20 protein-coding genes are annotated in these 22,087 nt (G+C 63.1%); 11 read left to right on the forward strand and 9 right to left on the reverse strand.

Annotated features, from left to right (window positions below; genetic code table 11):
- The first annotated feature begins 91 nt into the window (after positions 1 to 91).
- Complete coding sequence (locus BV071_RS35195) at positions 92 to 220, forward strand: hypothetical protein (protein WP_265594118.1); 129 nt, start codon at positions 92 to 94, stop codon at positions 218 to 220.
- 282 nt (positions 221 to 502) lie between these two features.
- Here BV071_RS35195 and BV071_RS32555 read toward each other — a convergent pair whose 3' ends face one another.
- From BV071_RS32555 to rpsO, 4 genes are all read right to left on the reverse strand, one after another.
- Complete coding sequence (locus tag BV071_RS32555) at positions 503 to 1,267, reverse strand: helix-turn-helix transcriptional regulator (protein WP_265594119.1); 765 nt, start codon at positions 1,265 to 1,267, stop codon at positions 503 to 505.
- A gap of 275 nt (positions 1,268 to 1,542) precedes the next feature.
- Entirely contained in the window at positions 1,543 to 1,710 is a 168-nt protein-coding gene (locus tag BV071_RS35200) for a hypothetical protein (protein WP_265594120.1), read from the reverse strand.
- A gap of 237 nt (positions 1,711 to 1,947) precedes the next feature.
- Positions 1,948 to 4,095, reverse strand: coding sequence for a polyribonucleotide nucleotidyltransferase (locus tag BV071_RS05965; RefSeq protein ID WP_035603392.1), 2,148 nt, complete (start codon positions 4,093 to 4,095; stop codon positions 1,948 to 1,950).
- A 191-nt stretch (positions 4,096 to 4,286) separates the two neighbouring features.
- Positions 4,287 to 4,544: a 30S ribosomal protein S15 gene (gene rpsO / locus BV071_RS05970; protein ID WP_035603395.1), complete on the reverse strand. Its 258-nt coding sequence runs from the start codon at positions 4,542 to 4,544 to the stop codon at positions 4,287 to 4,289.
- 185 nt (positions 4,545 to 4,729) lie between these two features.
- Between rpsO and BV071_RS05975 the strand changes: the two genes are divergently transcribed.
- Genes BV071_RS05975 through BV071_RS05985 form a run of 3 tightly spaced genes read left to right on the forward strand, consistent with a single transcriptional unit; the run spans position 4,730 to position 5,735 of the window.
- Positions 4,730 to 4,969 (forward strand): type II toxin-antitoxin system ParD family antitoxin, encoded by a 240-nt coding sequence (locus BV071_RS05975; RefSeq protein WP_035603399.1) that lies wholly within the window; start codon positions 4,730 to 4,732, stop codon positions 4,967 to 4,969.
- Positions 4,966 to 5,262, forward strand: coding sequence for a type II toxin-antitoxin system RelE/ParE family toxin (locus BV071_RS05980; RefSeq protein ID WP_035603404.1), 297 nt, complete (start codon positions 4,966 to 4,968; stop codon positions 5,260 to 5,262). The genes BV071_RS05975 and BV071_RS05980 overlap by 4 nt, the downstream gene beginning before the upstream one ends.
- Entirely contained in the window at positions 5,259 to 5,735 is a 477-nt protein-coding gene (locus tag BV071_RS05985) for a hypothetical protein (RefSeq protein ID WP_265594121.1), read from the forward strand. The genes BV071_RS05980 and BV071_RS05985 overlap by 4 nt, the downstream gene beginning before the upstream one ends.
- Before the next feature lie 12 nt (positions 5,736 to 5,747).
- Here BV071_RS05985 and BV071_RS05990 read toward each other — a convergent pair whose 3' ends face one another.
- The 5 genes from BV071_RS05990 to BV071_RS06010 all read right to left on the reverse strand — a co-directional run bounded on the left by BV071_RS05990 (position 5,748) and on the right by BV071_RS06010 (position 9,125).
- On the reverse strand, positions 5,748 to 6,458 hold the full coding sequence (locus tag BV071_RS05990; protein WP_035603409.1) for a hypothetical protein: 711 nt from the start codon (positions 6,456 to 6,458) through the stop codon (positions 5,748 to 5,750).
- 26 nt (positions 6,459 to 6,484) lie between these two features.
- Complete coding sequence (locus BV071_RS05995) at positions 6,485 to 7,693, reverse strand: 1-acyl-sn-glycerol-3-phosphate acyltransferase (RefSeq protein WP_035603411.1); 1,209 nt, start codon at positions 7,691 to 7,693, stop codon at positions 6,485 to 6,487.
- A gap of 138 nt (positions 7,694 to 7,831) precedes the next feature.
- Entirely contained in the window at positions 7,832 to 8,290 is a 459-nt protein-coding gene (gene smpB, locus BV071_RS06000; RefSeq protein WP_035603412.1) for an SsrA-binding protein SmpB, read from the reverse strand.
- A gap of 69 nt (positions 8,291 to 8,359) precedes the next feature.
- Positions 8,360 to 8,569, reverse strand: a complete 210-nt coding sequence (locus BV071_RS06005; RefSeq protein WP_035603415.1) for a DNA-directed RNA polymerase subunit omega — start codon at positions 8,567 to 8,569, stop codon at positions 8,360 to 8,362.
- Between the two features lie 163 nt (positions 8,570 to 8,732).
- Complete coding sequence (locus tag BV071_RS06010) at positions 8,733 to 9,125, reverse strand: DUF3147 family protein (protein WP_052572955.1); 393 nt, start codon at positions 9,123 to 9,125, stop codon at positions 8,733 to 8,735.
- 342 nt (positions 9,126 to 9,467) lie between these two features.
- On the opposite strand from BV071_RS06010, the gene BV071_RS06015 reads away from it, so the two are divergent.
- The 7 genes from BV071_RS06015 (at position 9,468) to BV071_RS06045 (ending at position 21,893) form a co-directional block, all read left to right on the forward strand.
- A complete protein-coding gene (locus BV071_RS06015; protein ID WP_052572956.1) occupies positions 9,468 to 10,862 on the forward strand; it encodes an alkaline phosphatase in 1,395 nt (464 codons plus the stop codon).
- A gap of 243 nt (positions 10,863 to 11,105) precedes the next feature.
- A complete protein-coding gene (locus BV071_RS06020) occupies positions 11,106 to 11,924 on the forward strand; it encodes a hypothetical protein (RefSeq protein WP_265594122.1) in 819 nt (272 codons plus the stop codon).
- Between the two features lie 8 nt (positions 11,925 to 11,932).
- Positions 11,933 to 12,604 carry a paraquat-inducible protein A gene (locus BV071_RS06025; protein WP_035603421.1) on the forward strand — a complete coding sequence of 224 codons (672 nt, stop codon included), beginning with the start codon at positions 11,933 to 11,935 and terminating at the stop codon, positions 12,602 to 12,604.
- A complete protein-coding gene (locus tag BV071_RS06030) occupies positions 12,604 to 13,242 on the forward strand; it encodes a paraquat-inducible protein A (protein ID WP_035603424.1) in 639 nt (212 codons plus the stop codon). The genes BV071_RS06025 and BV071_RS06030 overlap by 1 nt, the downstream gene beginning before the upstream one ends.
- Before the next feature lies 1 nt (position 13,243).
- Positions 13,244 to 14,917, forward strand: a complete 1,674-nt coding sequence (gene pqiB, locus BV071_RS06035; RefSeq protein ID WP_035603428.1) for an intermembrane transport protein PqiB — start codon at positions 13,244 to 13,246, stop codon at positions 14,915 to 14,917.
- A 53-nt stretch (positions 14,918 to 14,970) separates the two neighbouring features.
- Positions 14,971 to 15,522 carry a PqiC family protein gene (locus BV071_RS06040; RefSeq protein WP_035603430.1) on the forward strand — a complete coding sequence of 184 codons (552 nt, stop codon included), beginning with the start codon at positions 14,971 to 14,973 and terminating at the stop codon, positions 15,520 to 15,522.
- 269 nt (positions 15,523 to 15,791) lie between these two features.
- Positions 15,792 to 21,893 carry a DUF6531 domain-containing protein gene (locus BV071_RS06045; protein ID WP_081885821.1) on the forward strand — a complete coding sequence of 2,034 codons (6,102 nt, stop codon included), beginning with the start codon at positions 15,792 to 15,794 and terminating at the stop codon, positions 21,891 to 21,893.
- Positions 21,894 to 22,087 lie beyond the last annotated feature (194 nt).

Consider the following 22,087-nt stretch of genomic DNA (forward strand, 5'->3'; position numbering starts at 1 on the left):
TTCGTCCGCACAGGGGACTGTGCGGACTACCTTTTGGGAATCTCTTGCCGGACCGGCCGGAAATCTAAACACTCCGCCTCAGCGCCTCGAAATGAAATCCTGCTTCGGTCTCCTGCTTACCATGCTGATCCTGATTGCCGTGATCGGCACGGGGGCCACGATCTGGTACCTGAGCAATACCGCGGAGTTCACGAAGAAGGAAGCGCCGGCGCGGCCCTGAATTGGACCGGGCCTTCAGCCCTTGATTCCCGGCGCGGTGGATACCTCGGGAGCTGCCGGAGTCCGGTAGGGCGCCGGGCCTTTGGCCCTAAAGAGACCGTCCACCTAAGTTACTGACGGGCAAAAAATTGCCCGCCGTCGCGTCGATAAAACTGCCGCATCATGAGCGATCCGGCGGCAAGATGACGCGACGACGGGACATCTGGATGGTTGGTCCCCGGGTTTGGGGGGGCGACTCACCAAAAGCTAATGCGAGGAAGCTGCCGGGACTGAGCTTCAAGCACTAGTCCCCGGATTCGGGGGTTTTTCCATTCTCCCCTGAATGGAAACGGGCAATCAGCCCGGCCTGCGAATGGACCCCGAAGTGGCGGAAGATGTCCTTCACGTAGCCATCCAGAGTGTGGATCGAGATCCCCAGTTGCGCGGCCATCTCCTTCCGCGAGTGCCCTTCCAGCACCAGATTGAGCACCGTCCGGCGGCGCGGGGAGAGCTTGGGCAGCAGCGTCGGCTGCTCCTCTTCCTGCCATGCGACGTCGTTCAGCCAAGGCACCTCCGCCAGGACGATGTGGACGATCCGCGCATGGCGCAGATCGAATTCCGGCGCCCCGACCGCGCGGTAGACCCCTACCCCGCCAAGTTCGCCGGTTTTGAGCGGACAGGCGGAAATCATCAGCTCCCCCACCCCGGCGGCATGCCAGAGGGGGCGAACCGTCTTGTGGTTGAACTGGTCCTCGCCATCCATCTGGCGGCGGGTCCAAGTCAGATGAGTCGTCCGCTGCTTCATCTCGCGGCTCATCTTGTCGAAAATCCCCCAGCTTTCCGGATGATCGATGGCCTTTAACAGCCGCGGGAACTGTCCGTCCTCGAAGCCGCCGTGCGAGAGAACCGTGAAGACCGGCCGCTTTCCCGGCTTGAGATGCTCCTTGGGGGAAACAGTCCAGAGCCAGCTATGGGCCTCCACCAAGCGGATCAGCCCGTCCATCAGAACCCGGCGCTTTTCCGTCACTCCACCGCGGCACGCCGCAACATCCCCGACGAGGCGGATCATGGATCGGACATCTGCCTCGCTAAGCTCCGGATATGACATGGATGATCTTCAGTCTTGGGGGATAGCGGGGTGGGAGAGCGCTTATCCCAAGCAAACCAAGCCATTGCAATCCCGATTCTAGCAGAACACTTGAATTTCTGATAGAGCGAGACGACATCGCTCGTCTCTCTATGTTCGATCTTTTGATACAACAGTCCCAAAACCGGCAAAAATGCGGATGAAGGTACGAATGACAAGTTCCGCCCGTGACGCCGCTCCGGCCACTTGGGCGCCCCTCAATCCTCGTCCATCTCAGACTCCGCGCAGCAGGAGCCGCGGGCGTGAAGGCAAGAGGCGCACCACGCCTGCCCTCCGATCTCTGTAGCGGCCGGCTGGCCGCAGAGGTGGCAGGCGGCTTCCTGGGCGGACTCCGTCGCTTTTGTTTCCGTTTCCGGTGCGGGCATGTTCAGAGCATCGGCACGTGGTGCAGAATATCAAGCGGAGCTGCTGTCGCTATCCCCAGCCAAGTGCCATTTGCGAGGAGCGGCAGCCCCCCTTTGCGGTTTAGCCCCAATGGAACACGTGGGATGGCAGCTGACCGACGGCGGGATCATCGCCAGCCAGATCAGAAGCTCCGCGTCACAAAAAAAGCCCGGCCTCCCTTGCGGAAGGCCGGGCCTTGGGAATCTAGCTGGCTAGGATCAGCCTTGGGCCGTTTCCGGCTCGGCTTCGGCAGCCTTGGCCTTCTCGTCGCGAAGAACCGCGCGGCGGCTCATCTTGACGCGGCCCTTTTCGTCCACGCCGAGGCACTTGGCCGTGATCACATCGCCCTTCTTGACGACGTCTTCCACGCGCTCGGTGCGGCCTTCGGCCAACTCGGAAACGTGGATCAGACCGTCCTTACCGGGGAGCACTTCCATGAAGGCGCCGAAGTTGGTGATGCTGACCACCTTGCCGGTGTAGATCTTGCCCACTTCGATTTCCTGGAACATGCGCTCGATGAGCGACTTGGCGCGCAGCAATCCTTCTTCCTTGGAAGCGTAGATGTGCACGGTGCCGTCGTCCTCGATGTTGATCTCGGCACCGGACTCGGCCTGGATGCCCTTGATGTTCTTGCCGCCAGGCCCGATGAGCTCGCCAATGCGATCGGCGGGGATCTTCACGGAGACGATGCGCGGCGCATGCGGGCTGAGTTCCTGCGGACCGGAGACGGCCTCGGTCATCTTGGCGATGATCGTGGAGCGGGCGGCCTTGGCCATGTGGATGGCTTCCTCAAGGATCGCCATCGGCAGGCCGGGGAGCTTCAGGTCGAGCTGGTAGCCGGTGACACCAGACTCGGTGCCGCAGAGCTTGAAGTCCATGTCGCCGTAGAAGTCCTCGGAACCGATGATGTCGAGGAGGGCCTTGTGAGCCTTCATCGTGCCGTCCTCGTTCCACTCGGTCACGAGACCGACGGAGATACCGCCGACCGGAGCCTTGAGCGGGACACCGGCGCAGAGCAGCGCCATGGTGCCGGCACAGACGGTGGCCATGGAGGTGGAGCCATTCGACTCCATGACTTCCGACGAGATGCGCATCGCGTAGGGGAAGTCTTCCACGTCCGGGATCACCGGAGCGATCGAGCGTTCGGCGAGGGCACCGTGGCCGATCTCGCGGCGGTTGATGCCACCCATGCGGCCGCACTCACCCACCGAGAAGGGAGGGAAGTTGTAATGGAGGATGAAGCGCTTGCTGTCCTCACCACCGGCGTAGTTGTCGAAGAACTGCTTCTCATCGGCCGGAGCCAAGGTGCAGATGCCCATGGCCTGCGTCTCGCCACGGGCGAAGATCGCGGAACCGTGAACGCGCGGCAGGCTGTTCGCCTCGGCGAAGAGCGGGCGGAGATCGCCGACCTGGCGGCCATCGGCGCGGACGCCCTTCTCCATGATGGAGATGCGGAAGGCCTTCTTCTGGATGTATTCGAAGACTTGCTCGACATCGAAGTCGGTGGACTCCGGGTAGCGGGCCTTGATCGCGGTATCCACTTCATCGCGGAGCACGCCGACCTTCTTGCCACGCTCGACCTTGGTCGGGGCGTAGATCGCGTCTTCGATGCGGGAACCGGCGATCTCGTAGCCGACTTCCAGGAGTTCGTCCTTGGCGACGGTCACGGTGTAGTCGCGCTTCGTCTTGCCGGCGAGGCGGACCAGTTCTTCCTGAGCTTCGACGAGCTGCTGGACGGCAACTTGGGCGAAGTGGAGAGCCTTGATGAAGTCTTCCTCGGGAAGCTCATTGGCGGCGCCTTCGATCATGATGACGTCGGTCTTGTTGCCGACGTAGATGAGATCGAGGTCGCTGCTTTCGCGCTCTTCGAAGGTCGGGTTGATGATGAACTCACCATCGACGCGGCCGACGCGCACTGCGCCGATCGGGCCGGCGAAGGGGATGTCGGAGATTGCGAGAGCGGCGGAAGCGCCGTTCATCGAGAGGATGTCGGAGTCGTTGATCTGGTCGGCAGCGAGGAGCAGCGCGATGATCTGGGTCTCGTAGAGGTAGCCCTTTGGGAAGAGCGGACGCAGCGGGCGGTCCGTCATGCGGCAGGTCAGGATTTCCTTTTCGGTAGGACGTCCTTCGCGCTTGAAGTAGCCACCGGGGAATTGACCGGCAGCGGAGGCCTTCTCCTTGTATTCGACGGAGAGCGGGAACCAGGTTTGGCCCGACTTCACCTTGGTCGCGGACACGGCGGTCACCAGGACCACGGTTTCGCCGCAGGTCACCATCACGGCGCCATCAGCGAGCTTGGCGATTTTTCCGGTCTCGAAGGAGATCGGGTTCGAGCCGACCTGGCTCGTGACTTTATGGATGTTCATCTTAACTGTCTTTCAGTGTGTGCCCCCGGCGACATGCCGCGGGCGGTGTTGGATTTCGGACAGACCCCAAGCTGTTAGAAAGGGATAGGAGGACTGTCCGGCGGCGGATGGGAAAACGTTTCCCGGGAAAAGGTCCCGCCGTTTTCATGCACGACGGCCACGGGGTAACCGTGGCCGTCGCAGGAAAGGGTTTACTTACGGAGGCTCAGTCCGGCGAGGAGCTTCTGGTAGCGCTCCTCGGAGTTGGCCTTCACGTAGTCGAGCAGCTTGCGGCGCTGGGCGACCAATTTGAGGAGGCCGCGGCGGGACGAAGTGTCCTTCTTGTGGAGCTGCAGGTGGGCAGTCAGGTGGACGATCCGCTGGGTCATGAGGGCAACCTGATAGTCAGCGCTGCCGGTGTCGGTGTCGTGGATCTTGTAGTCCGCGAGGTTGATGGTGCTTTCGCTCATTGAATATAGTCTGTTCGATCCAGCCACCTTGGCCGGTCCGCCCTTGGTCGGGACCGCGGAGGAAAGCCGATCCCACGGGGTTTGCAAGCACGGAATGGGAGGAGCTCTGCTTTCACCGGCATGACGACCAGTCCAGCCCAGCAACAATCTTTGACAATCATTGACATCGACGCTAGTCTGCTCCTGTGAATATTTCGCTAACTCCGGAATTGGAACGAGCCGTGAAGGCGAAAGTCGCTTCGGGGCTCTACAACAATGCCAGCGAAGTGATCCGGGAAGCTCTGCGGCAGTCCCTCAAGCACGAAGCCACGAATGAATGGCTGGCTCGGGAAGCCGCGATTGGCTTCGCCCAATTGCAGGCGGGAGAGACGGTGCGCGTCACATCAGAAGAGGAATTCCTGAACTTGGCCCGTCAGTCCGCGTGACGCTCGATCTCACCAAAGCCGCAGTTGAGGATTTGCGGAGCATCCGGAACTACACTTTTGAGACTTGGGGAGAGCATCAGGAAGCCGCCTATCTCAAGGCGATGTGGGCGAGGTTCCGGGAGATCCAAGGGAATCCGGCGCGCTTCCGGCGACGGGACGACCTTTTCCCCGGCTGCCGAATCGCCGCCGAAGGACGGCATGTTATTCTGTTCCGCGAGAACGGTGAGGTCCTGGAGATTGTCCGCATCCTGCACTCCGCCATGGACTTCAAACGGCACCTGCCCCCATCATGAGGAGTTGCACTGCCATACTGGTCGCGTTGACGGCACTTCCTGCTCTTGCCGGGGATCCCATTTTGAAAAACACCGGCTTCGACAAGGAGCTCAAGCCCTGGACCTGTGACGAGGGCAAGATCGCTCCCGATCCGGAGAAGAAGGACAATTCACTGCTGGAAGTGGAACTCGATGGCGGGGTCTTCGGGCTGATTCAGGACTTCAAGTGGCCAGCGGACAAGAAGGAGCTAATCCTGTCCTTCCGGGTGAAGGCTTCCGCGGCGACGAAGGACGAGCCGGTGCAGTGGCGGTTGCGGATTTACGACAAGGAGGAGCACTCCGCGCTGGTTGCCGGGGCCAAGGTAGAGAAGTCCGGCGAGTGGATCACGGTGAAGACCACCGTGAAGCGCCCAGAGCTTGAGGCGGTTTCCCTGATGCTGGAGAGCAACCGCGGTGAGGGGAAGCTGTGGATCGATGATCTGAAGCTGGAGTAAAGGAACTGCTGCCTACTTCAGCGGCTTCCGCTTCCGGTGCCAGTCCACCCAGTTTTCCAACATGTCTTCCAGGCCTTGGTCTTTCACGAGTTCCTGGCCGTCCCAGCCGTGGTTGATCTCCCAGAACGCAGCCCGGGTGCCGTCCCTGGCCTTGTGGGGCTTGCCGATTTCCCACTTCACCGGCTGGAGGTCCTCGCGGATGAATTTCTCGCACTCAGCTTCAGTTTCCGCCGGGAATGAGGCGCGGGTGAGGGGCTGCTCCTTGTCGAGAGGGATGAGGACGTAGACCGCTCTCAAGCGTCCTTTCTCGAAGCCGTAGTGCCGGGTCAGCGTAACGATCTGCTCCTGCGCCCAGCCACGCGTCGTCTCGCTCTTGGTGGTGGCGATGAAGTTCTTGAGCGGGGCCATAAAGGATTCGATCTCCGCTGCGTCGGGCTGCGGGATGGCATAGGCGAGAACCACCCCCTTGGCTTTGGCCTCGGAGAAGATCAGCTTCGCCCGCTTGCGCTCTGCCTTACGGATCCGCGCCTCGGCCTTGTCCTTCGCGTCGATGTAGGCGACGCGGCTCTCCGCCTCGGCCCTGAGTTCGTCGATGACCTGATCCGTGTCGGGGACGACCGCTGGTGCGGCAGGCTTCTCTTGGGCGACAGCGATCCCGGCCGCAAGTAATGCAGCCCCCAACACGTGGAAGCTGGATTGAGACAGGAGCGGAGAAGTCTTCATCTCGGATCCCCTTTTAGCCGCTATCACTACACTTGTAAAGGAGAGAGCAGCAGCGCGGCCAGTTTCGCCTCAAGCAAACGGGTCAGGTCCCCTGCCCCGCCCTTCGTGGGCAACTCGCCGGCAGCGAGCATCTTGCTCACGGGGATGGGTGCGCCGGCATTGACGCGGGCGGTGCGCGGCGTGGGATAGCTCGGGAAGCCGAGGAGGTCTTCTTCCAGCTTCATGATCGTCTCGGCACGACGGTCCAGGGTTTGCTCCTGCAGGAAGTAGTCGCCGATGTAGCTGTGGGCCTGGAGGGCGGTGAAGACGCGGTCGAGGTCGTCGAGCAGCAGGCCGCGCTCTTCCGGCGTGGGTGGCTTGTCCGTGTCTAACAAGCGCTTGCGGATCCGGTAGCGCTGGGCGCGGACGCGCTCAGGGGCCGTGGTGGCCTTGGCGTCGCGGCCTTGACGGGACTCGGCATCGGTCAGCAATTTTTCACAGATGGCGGCGAGGCGTTCCTGGATCGAACCGCGGCCGGCCTCGCCGAGGTACTCCATTTCCCTGAGGCCTAACAAACCGGTGCCAAGGCGGACGATGCGCTCATCCAAGGGCATCTTGGGCTTGGGCATCCAGCCGATGCGATCCTCCAAGCGCGAGAGGCGCTCGCTGAAGGTTTTCTCCACGCCGGGGTCGTGGTGGAAGCGGATGCCCACCGGGATCAGCCAGGCTTCTTTGCCCTCCTTGAGGCGGGCAGCGGCCTTGAGCAGGATGGAAGCGACGCCCTCGTGCAGAGGATCGAGGCGCTCGTGGTGATGGTAGATCTCGCCTTCCGGGTAAATGACCAGCGGATCGCTGCTGTTCTCCAACAAAGTGATCGCGGTCTTGATGGCGGAAAGGTCCGGTCCGTCGCGGTCGACGGAGAAGACGCCCATGCTCTGAAGGGCCCAGGCACCCGCCTTGCTAACCTCGAACACCTCGCGGGCGGCCATGAAGTGCGAGCGCATGCCGTGGCGGGCGATGAGCGCGGTCATGACGTGCGGGTCCGAGTGGTCGGCGTGGTTCGGCGCGAGTAGGACCGCGTGGCCAGCGGCGGAGAGTTTCCTCGCCTGCTCGAAGCCGTGGTCGTCCAAGCGCGGGACATTGTACTTCCGGCGCAGCATCAGGGCATTGTTCGCCCAAATGCCGAGGGGGCGGAACCACGCGCGGGGCTTGGGAGGAGTGAAGGTGTATGGGAGGTCGTTGCGGAGGCGGCGCACTAGCAGGGAGCCTGAGGGTCCACAGGAAAAGTGCCAAGCTCCAAGCTCGCGCCAAGTAGGCGGGGCTCGGCCCGAAGGCTTTGGGCGAGGCCTGCCCCCAGAACTGCTTCGTCCGCTCAGAGGACTGAGCGGGCTACTTCACTGCCGGTTGAAGCGGGCGACTTCGCGCTGGGCTTCGCGGAGCTCGACCTTCTCCTTCAGGTCGTGGCGCTGGTCGGAATGGGTCTTGCCCTTGCCGACGCCGATCTCGACCTTCACGCGCTTGTTCTTCCAGTACATCTTCAGGCACGGGAGGGTGGCGCCTTTGACGGCGCTGGCGTTCTCGAGCTTGAGGATCTCCTTTTTGTGGAGGAGCAGGCGGCGCGGGCGCTTGGATTCGTGCTGGAACCAAGTGGACGCGGTCTCCCATGGCTGGATGTCGCAGCCGTAGAGGAAGAGCTGGCCCTTCTCGACGCGAGCAAAGGCGTCGGAGATGTTCACCTTGCCGGCACGGACGGACTTCACCTCCGTGCCTTTCAGCTCGAGGCCAGCTTCGTACTTGTCCGAGATGTGGAAATCGCGGAGCGCCTTGCGATTGCTGGAGATTTCCGAACTCATGACATGACCGACCGGTCGCGCCACCCTAGGGCGCGTTTGGATGAGGGCAAGCTCGGGCTGAGCCTAGGCTCAGGCTTCCGCAGGTGGCGTGGCCACGAGGCGGATCTTGCCTTCGATGATTTCGGTCAACGCGATGTCAGCCGCGCCCATGCTCGGGCGAGTCGGAATCAGCGGCGAGCGGCCACTGTTCAACTGGCGGACACGCTTCGAGACCATGTTGATAAGGACCAGCGGATCGCTGACAATCTCGGACGCCTTCTCGACAAGATCGCTTTTCATGAGGGTACCTGGAAACCGGGAATCAGACTTGGGCTGCTCGAACGGGATGATGTTATCGGAAGACATGCCGGGTCGGACTCCTAGGCGGCCAACCGCCGCCGGAAGGCGGGAAAGACCAAATCACCCCGAGATTGGCAAGGGCAAAGATTATAAAGGTTGAAAATTACCCGAGCAAATCGATGCCGAAGCGCTTGAGAATGAAGACAGTAAGCCAGAAAAAGCCGGCGGTGAGGAGGCAGTTCACGCCGAGGGCGGCCCAGAAGCCCCAACCGTGACGGAGCATCCAGGGCAGGATCAGGAACATCGGCAGGGTCGGAAGGACGAACCAGAAGGTGCCGGAGGAGTGGTTGGCGATGCGCTCGGGGCCCTGCTTCTCCGCCTGCATCCAGACCATCGCGACGATCGAGGTGAAGGGCAGCGCGATCAGAAGCGCCGAAATCCGGTCGTTGAAGAGCTGGATTTTCGTCACGATCAGGATGATCGCGGCGGTGATGAGGAGCTTCACGGCGTCCTTCGGACCGAACGCGAGGACCTTGTCCCAAGGAATCTTGTCCATGGCGGGAGTTTCGCGGAGGGAGAAGGGACGACAAGCCTCGGTTTGAAGCGCTCTTTCCTTGGTGACGAGGCAGATTGAATGAAATCAGGTTCGTATCGTCATAGGCCCATTAGAACATCCCGGCTCTTGGTGGCATTTGCATTGGTTTCCTGCAGCATGCTCTCCCCCTTGGTCGCAGGCCGCCTCGCCGCCGGCACCAAGGAAACCTTGGAAGATTGGAAAAAAGAGCGCGCAACGCGCTGATTCATCCCAACCGCGTTTGGCGGCCGTCACTACAATTTCGGCAGGTTTCTCGGTGGAAAGTCCGCTTTCCGAAGCGTATGGAGCGCCCAGCAACCCGTCATGAGCTCTTCCTCATCCACATCCCGCCGCGGCTTCCTGAAGGCAGCCAGCATTAGCACCGCCCTTTTCGGGAGCAGCGCTCCCCTGCTCGCGCAGGAGACCCGCAAGTCCGCCGAGAACAAGGGCTTGCCGAAGAAAATCATCTTCATGGTGAGCGACGGGATGAACCACGGGGCGCTCTCGCTGGCACAGCACAGCCGCTCGTATTTTGAAGGAAAGCAGACGCACTGGACGACGCTCTACCGCGAGCGGCCGGTGGTGCGGGCCCTGATCGAGACCTTTTCCGCCAATAGCCTGGTGACGGACTCCGCGGCGGCATCCAGCGCCTGGGGCGGTGGCAAGCGGGTGAACAACGGCACGCTCAACATGGATCCGGCGAGTTCCCAGCCGAACGAGACCCTGCAAGCTCTGCTGAAGAAGAAGGACATCCCGCTGGGCCTGGTCTCTACCGCCACGATCACCCACGCGACGCCGGCAGGCTTCGCAGCGAACGTGAGCAGCCGGGGCGAGGAACCGGAGATCGCGGCACAGTATCTGGATCGCGAGGTGCAGGTGCTGCTCGGCGGCGGTCAGAAATTCTTCTCCCCCGAGCTGGAGAAGAAGTTCAGCGACCGCGGCTACGAGCTGCTGAAGGATCGCAAGGCGTTGCTGGCAACCAAGGGCGATGAGAAGAAGCCAGTGCTGGGCTTGTTCTCGTCCGGCTATGTCCCGCTGACGATCGACCGCGAGGCGGATGCCAAGCTGCAAGAGACCGTCCCTACCCTCGCGGAGATGGCAGAGCTGGCGGTCAAGCGTCTGGACGCGCTCGCCAAGGACCAATGGTTCTTGATGGTGGAAGGCGCGCGGATCGACCACTGCGGCCATGCCAACGATGCGGCGGGCAGCATCCGCGAGCAGATCGCCTTCGACGACGCGATCGGCGCGATGCTGGCCTATGCCACGGCCAAGGAAGACGTGCTGCTGGTGATCACCACTGACCACGGCTGCGGCGGGATTCAGCTCAACGGCGTGAATGCCAGCCCGGACCAAGGGATGGCACCGGGGATCTACAACGGGACCACGGCGGCGTTTAAGCAGATTGCCAACTTCAAGCGTTCCTTCGAGTGGATGGGAAATTCCGGGGCGAAGCTGAGCGGTCCGCCGCTGGGCGACTACATTTTCGAGAACACCGGGGTGCGGCTTGATGGCGAGGAGCTGAAGCAGGCACAGGGACTGAAGAGCGGTGAAATCGCGAAGCTTTTCGCCAAGCGGCACGGGATTGCCTGGACCAGCGGGAACCACACCGGAGAGCTGGTGGAGTTCTGCGCGTATGGGCCGGGGAGCCACCTGTTCCCGGGATTTATGCGGAACGAGGAGGTGCGAGAGCACCTGCTGCAGGCGCTGGGAGTGGCGTGATGGCTGAGCCATTCCGGCGGGGCGGATGGGCCCTGATGTCGCCATTGTTTGCTCAGGGAAGATTTTCCCAGCCGGAGCGGCGCAGCCGCTCCGCTACGTGAATGAGGAATGAGGGTGGTGGGAGTAGTTTCCCGGGGGCTTGTGGTCTCCGACGGCCGCCAGAACTGCTTCGTCCGCTCAGGGGACTGAGCGGACTACCTTACTTTACTTGCGAAGATGGGGAAACTCGCGGAAATAGGCCGCGTGCAAGCGCTCCGCTTTCTTCTCCCCGCCTGTTTGGTCCTGTCTGCCTGTGGACCGATGTCGATGCCGACGATGGCTGCCGATGGCCCGGCCGCCACTAACCTGAGTGCCGGCCAGAAGGCGGCGATCGGGAAGAAGATCTGGCAGAATGAGTGCGCCGGGACAGTGGACGGGCTGACGAGCTGGAATGGCGGCGAGGAATTCCCGTCGTTGGGGATCGGGCATTTCATCTGGTATCCGGCGGGTTTCAACGGGCGCTTCGAGGAGAGTTGGCCGCAGTTCGTGGCCCACGCCAAGGCCCATGGGGCACAGCCACCGGCGGTGGCCTCGGAGCGGCATGCGCCGTGGGCGAGCAAGGCGGCGTTCCAAGCGGAATTCCGCGGACCGCGGCTAAGCGCGCTGCGCCAGTGGCTGGCTAATACCGTGCCGCTGCAGACGGATTTCATCATCGCTCGCTCGCGTGCTGCCCTGCCGAAGGTGCTGGCCGCCGCGCCCGCCAGCGATCGCGGGCGCCTACAGGCGAACTACAACAAGGTGGCGAGCACCCCGAACGGGATGTACGCGCTGATCGACTACGTGAACTTCAAGGGTGACGGCACCCAGGCCAGCGAGACCTATCAGGGCAAGGGCTGGGGCTTGCTCCACGTATTGGGCAGCATGAAGGAAGTGGCGTCCGGGCAGCCGGCCGCCGCGGAATTCGCCGCCAGCGCAAAGCGGATGCTGGACCGCCGGATCGCCAATTCCCCGCCCGCCCGCGGTGAAGCGCGCTGGAAGGAAGGCTGGCACAACCGCTGCGATACTTACGCCCGCCCCCTCTAAGATTGCCGATGAAGCGCACCCTGCCCGGACTCTCGTGGCCGCGTCTGAGCGACGCGCCGATCCGGGTGAGTTGTCATTTCTGTGACGCGTTGCAGGAGGCCCCGCGCCTCTTGGAGGGTAGTGCCGCCTACTGCTGCCGCTGCGGGGAGATGCTCTATCAAAACCGGCCGCGCTCGCTGGCGCGGGCGACCAGCTTCTCCTCCGCCGCGCTGATTTTCCTGACGCTGGCGCACATCTTCCCTTCAATCACGGTGGACTCCAGCAGCATGAGGCGGGAGCTGACCTTGATCGAGGCCTCGGAAGCCCTTTACAAGGAGGCGAATCCGCTGATCGGCATCATGGTGATCCTGTTCACGATCGTCGCGCCCGTCACATTGATGGGCGGCCTGCTGTATGTGGCGGCACCGCTGCGCTTCGGGATCGCGCTGCCGGGAGCGCTGACCATGACGCGGATCTTCCAGCTCTCCGAGCCATGGAACATGCTGGAGGTCTTCCTGGTCGGCATCATGATCAGCCTGCTGAAGCTGGGCGCGGTGGGTGAAGTCCACCTCGGGGTAGGTCTGTGGGCACTGGTGGGATTCGTCTTCTGCACCACTTGGGCCATCTCGGGGATTGACCGCCTGGAACTGTGGGACCGCTTGGAAATCGCCCTCCATAAGGAGAAGGAGGAAGCAAAGTGATGGAAGTGGAGATCCGCAGCGCTGCCGATGAAGGACTGGCCTCCTGCCACATGTGCGGGAAGGTGAGCCCGGTCGTGGAAGAGCATTGCCCGCGCTGCCATAGCCGCCTGCATCTGCGCAAGCCGCACAGCCTGGAGCGGACCTGGTGCTACCTGATCGCGGCGATCGCCTTCTATTTCCCGGCGAACCTGCTGCCGATCATGAACGTCGTGGGGCTGGGGACCAACAGCAGCGACACGATCCTGTCCGGGGTGATCAACTTCTGGAAGAAGGGCGACATGCTAGTGGCGGTGATCATCTTCTCCGCGAGCATCATGATCCCGATCCTGAAGATGATCGCGCTGGTCTGGCTGTGCCTCGCGGCGCACGGCTTCACCTCCGCGGAGCCAAAACACTTGGCGCGGCTCTATCACATCACCGAGCTGGTGGGGCGCTGGTCGATGGTGGACGTCTTCGTGGTGGCGGTGCTGGTGTGCCTAGTGCAGCTCGGGGTGATTTCGACCGTCACGCCCGGTCCCGCAATCCTTTCCTTTGCAGCGGTGGTGGTTCTGACCATGTTCGCGGCGATGAGTTTCGACCCCCGCCTGCTGTGGGATCGCCACGTCAAGGAAGCCACCGAAGCAGGAGTGAAGCCATAGCATGAGCGAAGAAGATCAACAACAGGAGCACCAGGATCACGAGCCGCGGGCTGTCGTGCGCCATCGACGCCGCTGGAGCAGCGTGTGGGTGGTGCCGGTAGTGGCGCTGGTTCTGGCCGGCTGGCTGGTCTTCAAGCACTATCACGACAAGGGGCCGATGGCCTACGTGCGCTTCCAGACGGCGGAAAGCATCGAGGCCGGCAAGACCGAGGTGCGCTGCCGCTCGGTGAAGGTCGGCGTGGTGGAGAAGGTCGAACTCTCCAAGGACTTGCTCTCGGTGGTCGCAGAACTGCGGATCGACCCGAATTCGGATTACTTGCTCAGGGATGGGACCCGCTTCTGGGTGGTGAAGCCGCGGGTGTCCGCGTCCACCATCTCCGGATTGGGCACCTTGATCACCGGTGCCTATATCGAGCTGGAGCCGGGCGATAGCCAGGCACCGGTGAACCACTACGACGGCCTGGAGCAACCGCCGGTGACCAGCAAGAGTGTGCCAGGATTGCGCTTGACCCTGGTGGCGGATGAAGCGGGCTCGCTGACGGTCAACTCGCCGATCTACTACCTCGGCTTCGAGGTCGGACGGGTTGAGAGCCGGATCCTCGACACCGAGAACCGCCGGGTGCGCTTCGATGTGTTCATCCAAGATGAATACGCGAACCTGGTGACCGAAGGGACCTGCTTCTGGAATACCAGCGGCATCGATGTAAGCGCTGGGGCGGATGGCTTCAAGCTCAGCACTCCTTCCCTGCAGGCGATGATCACCGGCGGCACTTCCTTCGCGGTGCCGAAGGGGGGCGTGCCGGGCGCACCCGTGAGCGACGGCGCGGTCTTCACGCTCTATCCGGACGAGGATGCTGCGAAGAAGTCGATCTTCGTGCCGAATCACCTGTGCCTGCTTTTCTTCGACCAATCGGTGCGCGGCCTGACCGTGGGTGCGCCGGTGGAATTCCGGGGACTGCCACTGGGACGGGTGGTTGAGATCAGCTTCAAGCATTCCCCGCCGGGCGACTCGCGGGTGCCGGTGGTGATCGAGATCGACTCCGACACTCTGGCAAAGGCGATCGAGAACATCGACAACAGCAAGGACGTCTTGGACGAGGCGGTGAAGCGGGGGCTGCGGGCAACGCTGAGCACCGGCTCGCTGCTGACCGGTGCGCGCTATGTCGATCTGAACTTCGTGCCGAACGCGCCGCCGATGCAAGTGACGCGATTGGGCGAGTATGAGATCATCCCGACGAAGTCCGGCGCGGACTTCGCGCAGTTGCAAGACGAGGTGAGTGCGATTCTCGCGCAGATCAAGGCACTGCCACTGGATGAAACGCTGCGCAAGTTCGGCACCGCTGCGGATGAGATTGCAATCACCGTGAAGGACGTCCGGTCCACGCTGGATGAAGCGGAGGCAGCAATGGCCCAAGCCAAGAAGCTGCTCGCGCGCGACGAGACGCAGAACTTGACCAAGGAGCTGGATGCCACGCTCAAGCAGGTGCGAAGCTCGGTGGAGAGTCTGGGGCCAAACGGCGCGGTGCAGGGTGACCTGAGCCGGACCCTCGACGAATTGCGCGCGGCGCTGCGGGCCTTCAAGACGCTTTCCGATTCGATCGACGAGAAGCCGAACTCGCTGCTCTTCGGGAAGGACACTTCGGCCAACAAGGAACCCAAGGGGAAGAAGAAATGAGACCTCTTGTTAGAACCCGGCAACCGATCACCGATCCCCTACCCCGCTTCGCCATGCGCTTTCTCGCCCTTCTGCCGATCGCCTTCCTCGCGGCTTCCTGCGCGGAGCCGAAGTCATACTATGTGCTGAATCCGGAAGGCCCGCCGCCATCCGGGGGCGGCATGACCGTGGGCGTGGGGCCGGTTTCGCTGGCAGGCTACCTCGACCGTCCGAACCTGGTTTTCCAGGAAGGCGGCAACCGGATGAATGTCTCGGACTCCAACCGCTGGGCCGGGGATCTGGAAGAGAACATCGCGCGGGTGACGGCCACGAACTTGGGCCGCCGGCTCGGCACCGGGAATGTGCGGGTCTATCCGTGGGGCAGCGACAGCGAGCTGCGCTATCAGGTCTCGCTCGATATCCGCCAGATGCATGGGCAGGCCGACGGAACGGCCCTCCTGGATGCCGCATGGCGGGTCTATTCCCTACCAGACCGGCGGATGATCACCTCCAAGTCGTGGTCCGGGAGCGAAGACCAGCACGGAGATGGCTACGATGCGATGGCTGCGGCGGAGAGCCGCCTGCTGGCGCGGCTGGCGACGGAAATCGCGGCGACCTTGAAGTAGGCCGGCGATTCATTTCACCCACCCTCAACCGCCTTCGCGGGAAGAGGATCAAGGGCAATGGGAGCATTCGCCGGGGCATCAAGTCTCCGGCGACCTTGAGAACTGCTTCGCCGCACAGGGGCTGTGCGGACCACCCGGCTTTCCGGATTGACCGGCAATGTCAGATTCCCTAAAGGTTAAGGGGTTCTGACATATTGCCAGACCTTAGTCTTCGCAGGGGTGTCACCCCACGGCGAGGGCCTCCTCTAACCTGTTTCCCTCCCTTACCCATGAAGCCTGTATTCCTGGCGGCATTTGTGCTGCCTGCATCTCTGCTCGCGGCTGAGCTGCCACCCTTGCTGGAAATCGCCCCCGGTCTGCCGGGCAAGCAAGCCCGACTGAGCTGGCCCGCCCAAGCGGGAGTGAGCTACCGCATCGAACGCAGCGACACCCTGGGAGGTGGAAGCTGGAAGCAGGTGGCGATGGTCGAGGCGAGCGGGTCGACGGGACTTTGGCTGGATCCGCAGCCGGCGGGGAGCAATGCCTACTACCGCATCTTGCAGCCACTGCCGGAGGTGTTTGGCATCAATCTACCGGTGCTGACCTCGGTCGGCGGGGATCTGCGTTTGCAGGGGCAGTTGATCCCGCCGGGCAGCTTCCTGGTGTTGGAAATTGAAGGACAGGCGTCGCTGTCCATTCCGCTGAGCGCGCTGGGTGCCGGCGAATGGCAGGCGCTGGTTTCAGGCTCCTTCGCGCCGGGCTCGCGGGTGATCGCCGCACGGATTGAGGACGGCAGTGGCATCACCTTGGTGACGCTCAACCAGCCGATCTCGATCACTACCAGCGGCCGGGCCGACGATGAGCTCCCCGGGATACCTCCGGCGGCACCGACTGCCCTGCGGACGCGATTGGATGAGCTCGAGGCACGGCTTTGCATCGCCGATGACGAGGTGGACATGGTTAGCAACCCGCTCTACCAGGACCATGGGATGAGCGGCACGAACCCGATGCACGAGAGAAGCGGCGGAGGCAACGCGAGCCCGCTCTACGATGCCCAAGGACTGGAGGTCACGAGCGCGCTTTACGCGGGAGGGCACAGGACGGCCATGCAGAGTCCACTCTACGACGACCTGCGGACGGAGGTGGCCAGCGCGCTCTATCAGAGGAGCAGAACCGGGCACCGGATGATCCTCGACGACAACAAAGACATCTCCGGCTCGAAGCTGGCATTCCCGGCGATGGCGAAGCACGCGATCAACACCAAGGGTGCGGGTGCGAATACCGGCCGAATGATGCCCCCGGCTTCCGCGCTGCCGGGCGAGGTTGCCTTCCAGGCCTGCGATCTCTCGCTCCCCTGCCCTGCCGGCCCGCCGCTGGAGTGGATCCGCAGCTACCGCTCGATGAAGCCGGTGAGCTCGGGACATGGGGACGGCTGGGACTTCTCCTACAATATCCGGGTGGTCTCGATGCCACTGGGTGCGGGAATTTCCGGGACGACGCAGGTGATCGTCTACGATGGCGGCGGACGTGCGGATACCTACTACAAGCAGCCGGACGGGAGTTTCCGTTGTCCCGGCGCTTTCCGCGAGGGGCACTTCGAGGGCGCGGCCTTCGTGCTGACCTTCGAGGACAAGGGCACCTGGACCTTCAAGCCCTTCGACCGTTCGCCGCAGCAGGGCAAGATCAGCAGCATCACCGACCGCAACGGCGTCTCGCTCACCTGCAGCTACGATGCAGGCGGACAACTGGGCAGCGTGGCCGATGCCTTTGGCCGCAGCTTGAGCGTTGAGTGGGGCGGATCGCCCGCGCGGGTTCTCTCGGTTTCCACCACCGCCGCCAGCAGCGGGACGGTCTTCGCGAAAGTGAGCTTCGCGTATTCCGCCGCGGGCGGTGGCTTGGAATCGGCCTCGGCGCCTTTCATTCCCGGTCAAGCGCCGGTCGCCGGGGCGACGACTTACAGCTACAGCTCTGGTTCGCCCGATCCGCGGCTGAACGGAAACCTGCTGAGCGTGACCGATGGTGCGGGGTGCTTGTTAGAGGCATTCACCTACTCCCCGGTCACCGATCCGCTGGATGTGTCCTACGACACCTGTGCGACGCAGGACCGGAACAAGCGCCAGAGCGCCGGGCAGCTTGCCTACAGCTCCTTCGTCGCGGTGCCGGACGGCGGCTATCTGGTGATCGACAACGACGAAGTCGGCCGGGTGACGGAGCGAACTTTCAACAAGCTGCACCGTCTGACCCGCAGCAGGAAATTGACCGGCTTCGCGAATCCCGGCACGGCGGTCACGCCGACCACCAACCGGCCGACCGGCAAGCTGCGGGCCAGCGATCCGGACTTCTTCGAGACCAGCTTCAGCTACAATGCGGACGGGCTCTGCACACGGATGGTGAACGAAGACGGCAGCCAGGTGCGGGTGACCTATGACCGCGATTTCCGCAAGGACTGCCCGGTACGGGAGCAGGGCAATGCGAGGATCACCACGCTGGTTTCCAGCAACGGCGAGCAGCGCAGCGTGCATACCGACTACCTGCCCGGCTACGGCTCGAGCGCGGCATGCACTGACAGATTCGGCGAGGGCTGGGCGCGCCTCTCCATGAGCGCGACCACGCCGCGGCAAACCCAAGGGACCACCTTTGGCGAAAAATATGTGGCCGGTGGCGGGAAGGCCCAAGGTGTGATGGGGCAGAAGGCCAAGGCCTGGATGGTGAACAACTTCGCAGTCCATCAGGTCAGCGCGCTGGGCCAGGCAACGAGCTGGAGCTTCGATAGCCATGGTAATTGCACCGGCGAGACTTCGCCGGTGGCCGGGCGCGGCCTGAGCCTGGAATACAATGCTCTGGGCCAGTGCACGGCTAGCGTGGTCCAGGATGGCGCACGCAGCTTCCGGGATGAATTCAACTACGATCCCGCCAGCCACTTCCTGCTAAATGCGGTGCAAGACTGCGGACCGAATGGCCAAGGGCTGCGGCTTACCCGGAGTTGCACACGCGACGCGCAGGGCCGCGTAACCGGCCTGACCGATGCCCGCGGGCATGACTGGATCTTCGGCTACAATCCGCTGGACCAATGCATCAATGTGGGCAGCCCGGCGATGCCGGCGCGACTCTCGGTGGCGGTCACCATCGGCGGCAACGGCAGGGCGGCGCAATGCGCCTGCACCCACCTGCGCCCCGACGGCACGCCCGATCCGGTGAATCCGACCTATTCAACCTTCTACGTGTATGACGAAAGGAACCGCTTGGTGCGGGTGGCAGAGGAAGAGAGGCCGGTGGATGGCACGGGCCTTCTGGCGCCAGACAGCCTGGGAATCGAGAACTTCGCAGTCACCGATATCACCTACGACGACGCGGGAAGAGTCGCCCAAACATGCACGCCAGCCCCCTGCCGGATGCAGGCGGAAGACCGGGCCACCGATTTCAGCTATGACGAGCGCGGCTTGCTCTATCAGAGCGTGGAAGGCGGCATCGGCAATCCAACCGCGGTGACGAGCCGGTATGACTACGACGCCGTGGGTGCGGTAACGCGCTGCACGACACTGAACTCCGGCGGCATCAGCCCGGCCACGATTTTCGCTTACGACGGCTTCCACCGCTGCACCTCGATCACGGATGCGATGGGCAATGAAACGACCTTCGAGTATGGCAACGATGGCATGATGCTGAGTTCGGTCTTCGGGGAGACGAACGACGTGGCCGGATCCACCGGAAACGTGCTGCTGGCACGCTCCCACCACAGCATGACGGCGCTGAACGCGAGGCATGCCATCAACACCAAGGGCACGGGAGCGACCAACGGTCGCACGGCAGCCCACGAGGCGGCGCACGTGGTGCAGCAGCGCGACGGGGTGCAACTCCGTTGCGCGGATCCATTTTTCGACCTGGAAGTCGAGGATGAGACCATCACGGTGGAACGCTTCACTCCGGGTGTGGCGGGCATGGTTGCCGAGACGACGGTGATCGACCGCTCGCCAGCCGGACTGGTGCAGGCGATCCGCACCAATGGCGATACCCTGCTGAGCTGCACCTATGACACTGCAGGGCGTCTGGCCACTTGCTCGGACGGAGCCAGCACGACGGCCTTCACCCGCGATGGCAATGGCAACAACACGCTCTGCGGCCACACCACGCACTTCCTGGTGCAGGGCACACCGGACGAAACCTTCTCCCAGACCTTCACCTACGATGCGCTGGATCAGGTGATCCAATGCACGGACGGCGGTGGCAACACGGAGTCCTGGCAATACGACTCGCTGGGCCGCTGTGTGAGCGCCACCGACGCGGCGAACCGGGTGACCCGCTACGCCTATGACGGGGGAACTCCAGCGGCACCCTTCAGCGTGCAGGTCTCGATGGACTCGAATGGCGACGGCACGCCCGAGGTGTTAGGCAGCCGCTTGAGCCGCTGTGGAGAGGAGCGCAGCAGCACCAACTCTTACGGGCATGTCACCGTTCTGAAGCGTGATGCCTTGGGCCGGGTCACGCGTTGCGACCGGCCGGACGGAAGCTTCGAGACCCGCAGCTTTGATGCGCTGGGAGCGGTCCACGCGACGCGCTCGCCGGATGGCAGCATCTGCAGTTTCACCACGGATGCCTTGCTGCGACCGACGCTGATCGTCTGGTCGAACGAGCCCGCGCCGGTGATTCACAAGAGCGACACCAGCATCTCCTACGATGGCATGAGCCGGAGCATCAAGGTGGAGAGCGCCAGCTCATCGGGGAACTTCAAGTACGACTCCTGCGGGAATCAGCTGAGCGAAACCACCAATGGGCTCACTCTGAGCCGGACCTTCTCCCACCGCGGACGCACTGGGATCACCTACCCGGACGGGCGGCGCTTCGTGGAAAACCGCAATGCTTTGGGCCAGTTGCTTTCGATCGTGGCGGTGGATGCGACCGGCACCGAGCAATTGCCACCGGTGGTCACCTTTGAATACGCGGGGTCGCGGGTGACGAAGGTGCAACAGGCATCCGGCATGGTGACGAGCTATGACTACCGCGCGGACGGCGAGGCGCCACTACCGGGAGCTCCGGACTTCTCCTTCGACGCCTGCGTGCGGACCACGGTCAGCCGCAATGGCATCGTGCTCTCCGACACGGTGACGAAGCGCAACCCGGACCAGAGCATCGCGCGCTGCGATACCGGCTTCTCCGCCGCGCAGCAGGCGGCGGGCCGATCGAAGGTCTTCTCCTACGATGCGCTGGGCCGGATGATCGGCTGCGTAACGAGGCGACGCGAGGCTACGGGCGCTCAGCCTGTGATCGAAAGCAACGTGAGCTACGTGCTGGATCTGGAAGGCCGCCGGATCTCCGCGACCGGCGGAGCGAATCCCGGTAGCTATACCCAGAGCGACCTGATCCCGCCCGGCGATCTGCAGATGGGCCGGTATACCACCACGCCGGTCGGCCCCGTGACTTGGGATCCTAACAACAACCTGGCCTCCAAGCTGGTGCATGGCAGCACTTGCCAGATCCAATGCAACTCGGGTTACAGCTTGGTGAGCGCGAGCGATGCCGGGACCGGCAAGCCGATCGTGACTTATGCTTACGATGCGCTGGGCCGCCGCGTGGGGCGCAACCCGCAGACCGGCAAGCGCAGCGTCTTCGTGTATGACGGCGACACCTGCGTCCAGGAGTATGCAGACGATGGAAAAGGCAATCTCAGCTTGGACCGGAGCATGGTCGCTTGCGAGGGGGTGATCTATCAGGTCAGCACCCCGACTGGCGGCGATTTCTATCCGGCCAGTGCTGCGGTCGCGGGGGGTGGGCGCACTTGCACCTGTCCGGACGGATTGCTCGGCAGCTCCATCGCGGCGCGTGGTGGGCGAACTTGCACCTGTGATGACGGTTGGAGCTACTCCCCTTCCTTCGCGGCACGTGGGGGGTGCCAGTGCTCCTGTCACCCGGGCTGGTATTCCAGCTCCGCAGCGGCCCGTGGGGGACCACGGACCTGTTCCTGCCCGGCAGGCTGGTATGCATCATCGGCAACCGCGGTCTGGGGCGATCCGCACGAAAACGTGAACGGCAAGCACATAAAGGACTGGGAAGGCCGCAGCAAGAACACGGTCGAAACCTGGGGCGATCCGCATGAGAATCTGAATGGCTTTGTGCTCGTGACAAACGGCGGCGGGGCGGTGGTGGAGCGGCTCGATTGCGATGACGCGGGCAAGCCGATCTTCCTGACCAGCGACGGCCTTCCCTCCTCCGCGGTGCAGGCGGTAACGCCGATCCGCTGGATGGCACCGGAGGCGATCTGGGAGCCGGAGCTGGAAATGTTCTTGGGAGTCGACACCATCTATTGCCCGGAAGTGGGCTGCCCGGTCGCCGCCACCAAGATCCCCGCGGGCTTTGTGGCGAAGAAGAACTTCGGCCAACTGGCAGGGAAGAAGTGACTCAGCAGCAAGGACTGCCCGGGTGCGCCGCCAGCGATGTGCCCGGGTCTTCCTCAGCCGGTTTTCCCGCACCGTATCCCGATTGGAAAAATTCTCTCCGAGGATACGCGATCACGTAGTGCAATTTGCCCGAATATCTGGTTGATTGTTTGCGCTTCCTAATCGTTGGAGGCGAACTTGTTTAAAAAGCTCCC

This window comes from Haloferula sp. BvORR071 (genome assembly GCF_000739615.1).
Taxonomy (GTDB): Bacteria; Verrucomicrobiota; Verrucomicrobiia; order Verrucomicrobiales; family Akkermansiaceae; genus Haloferula.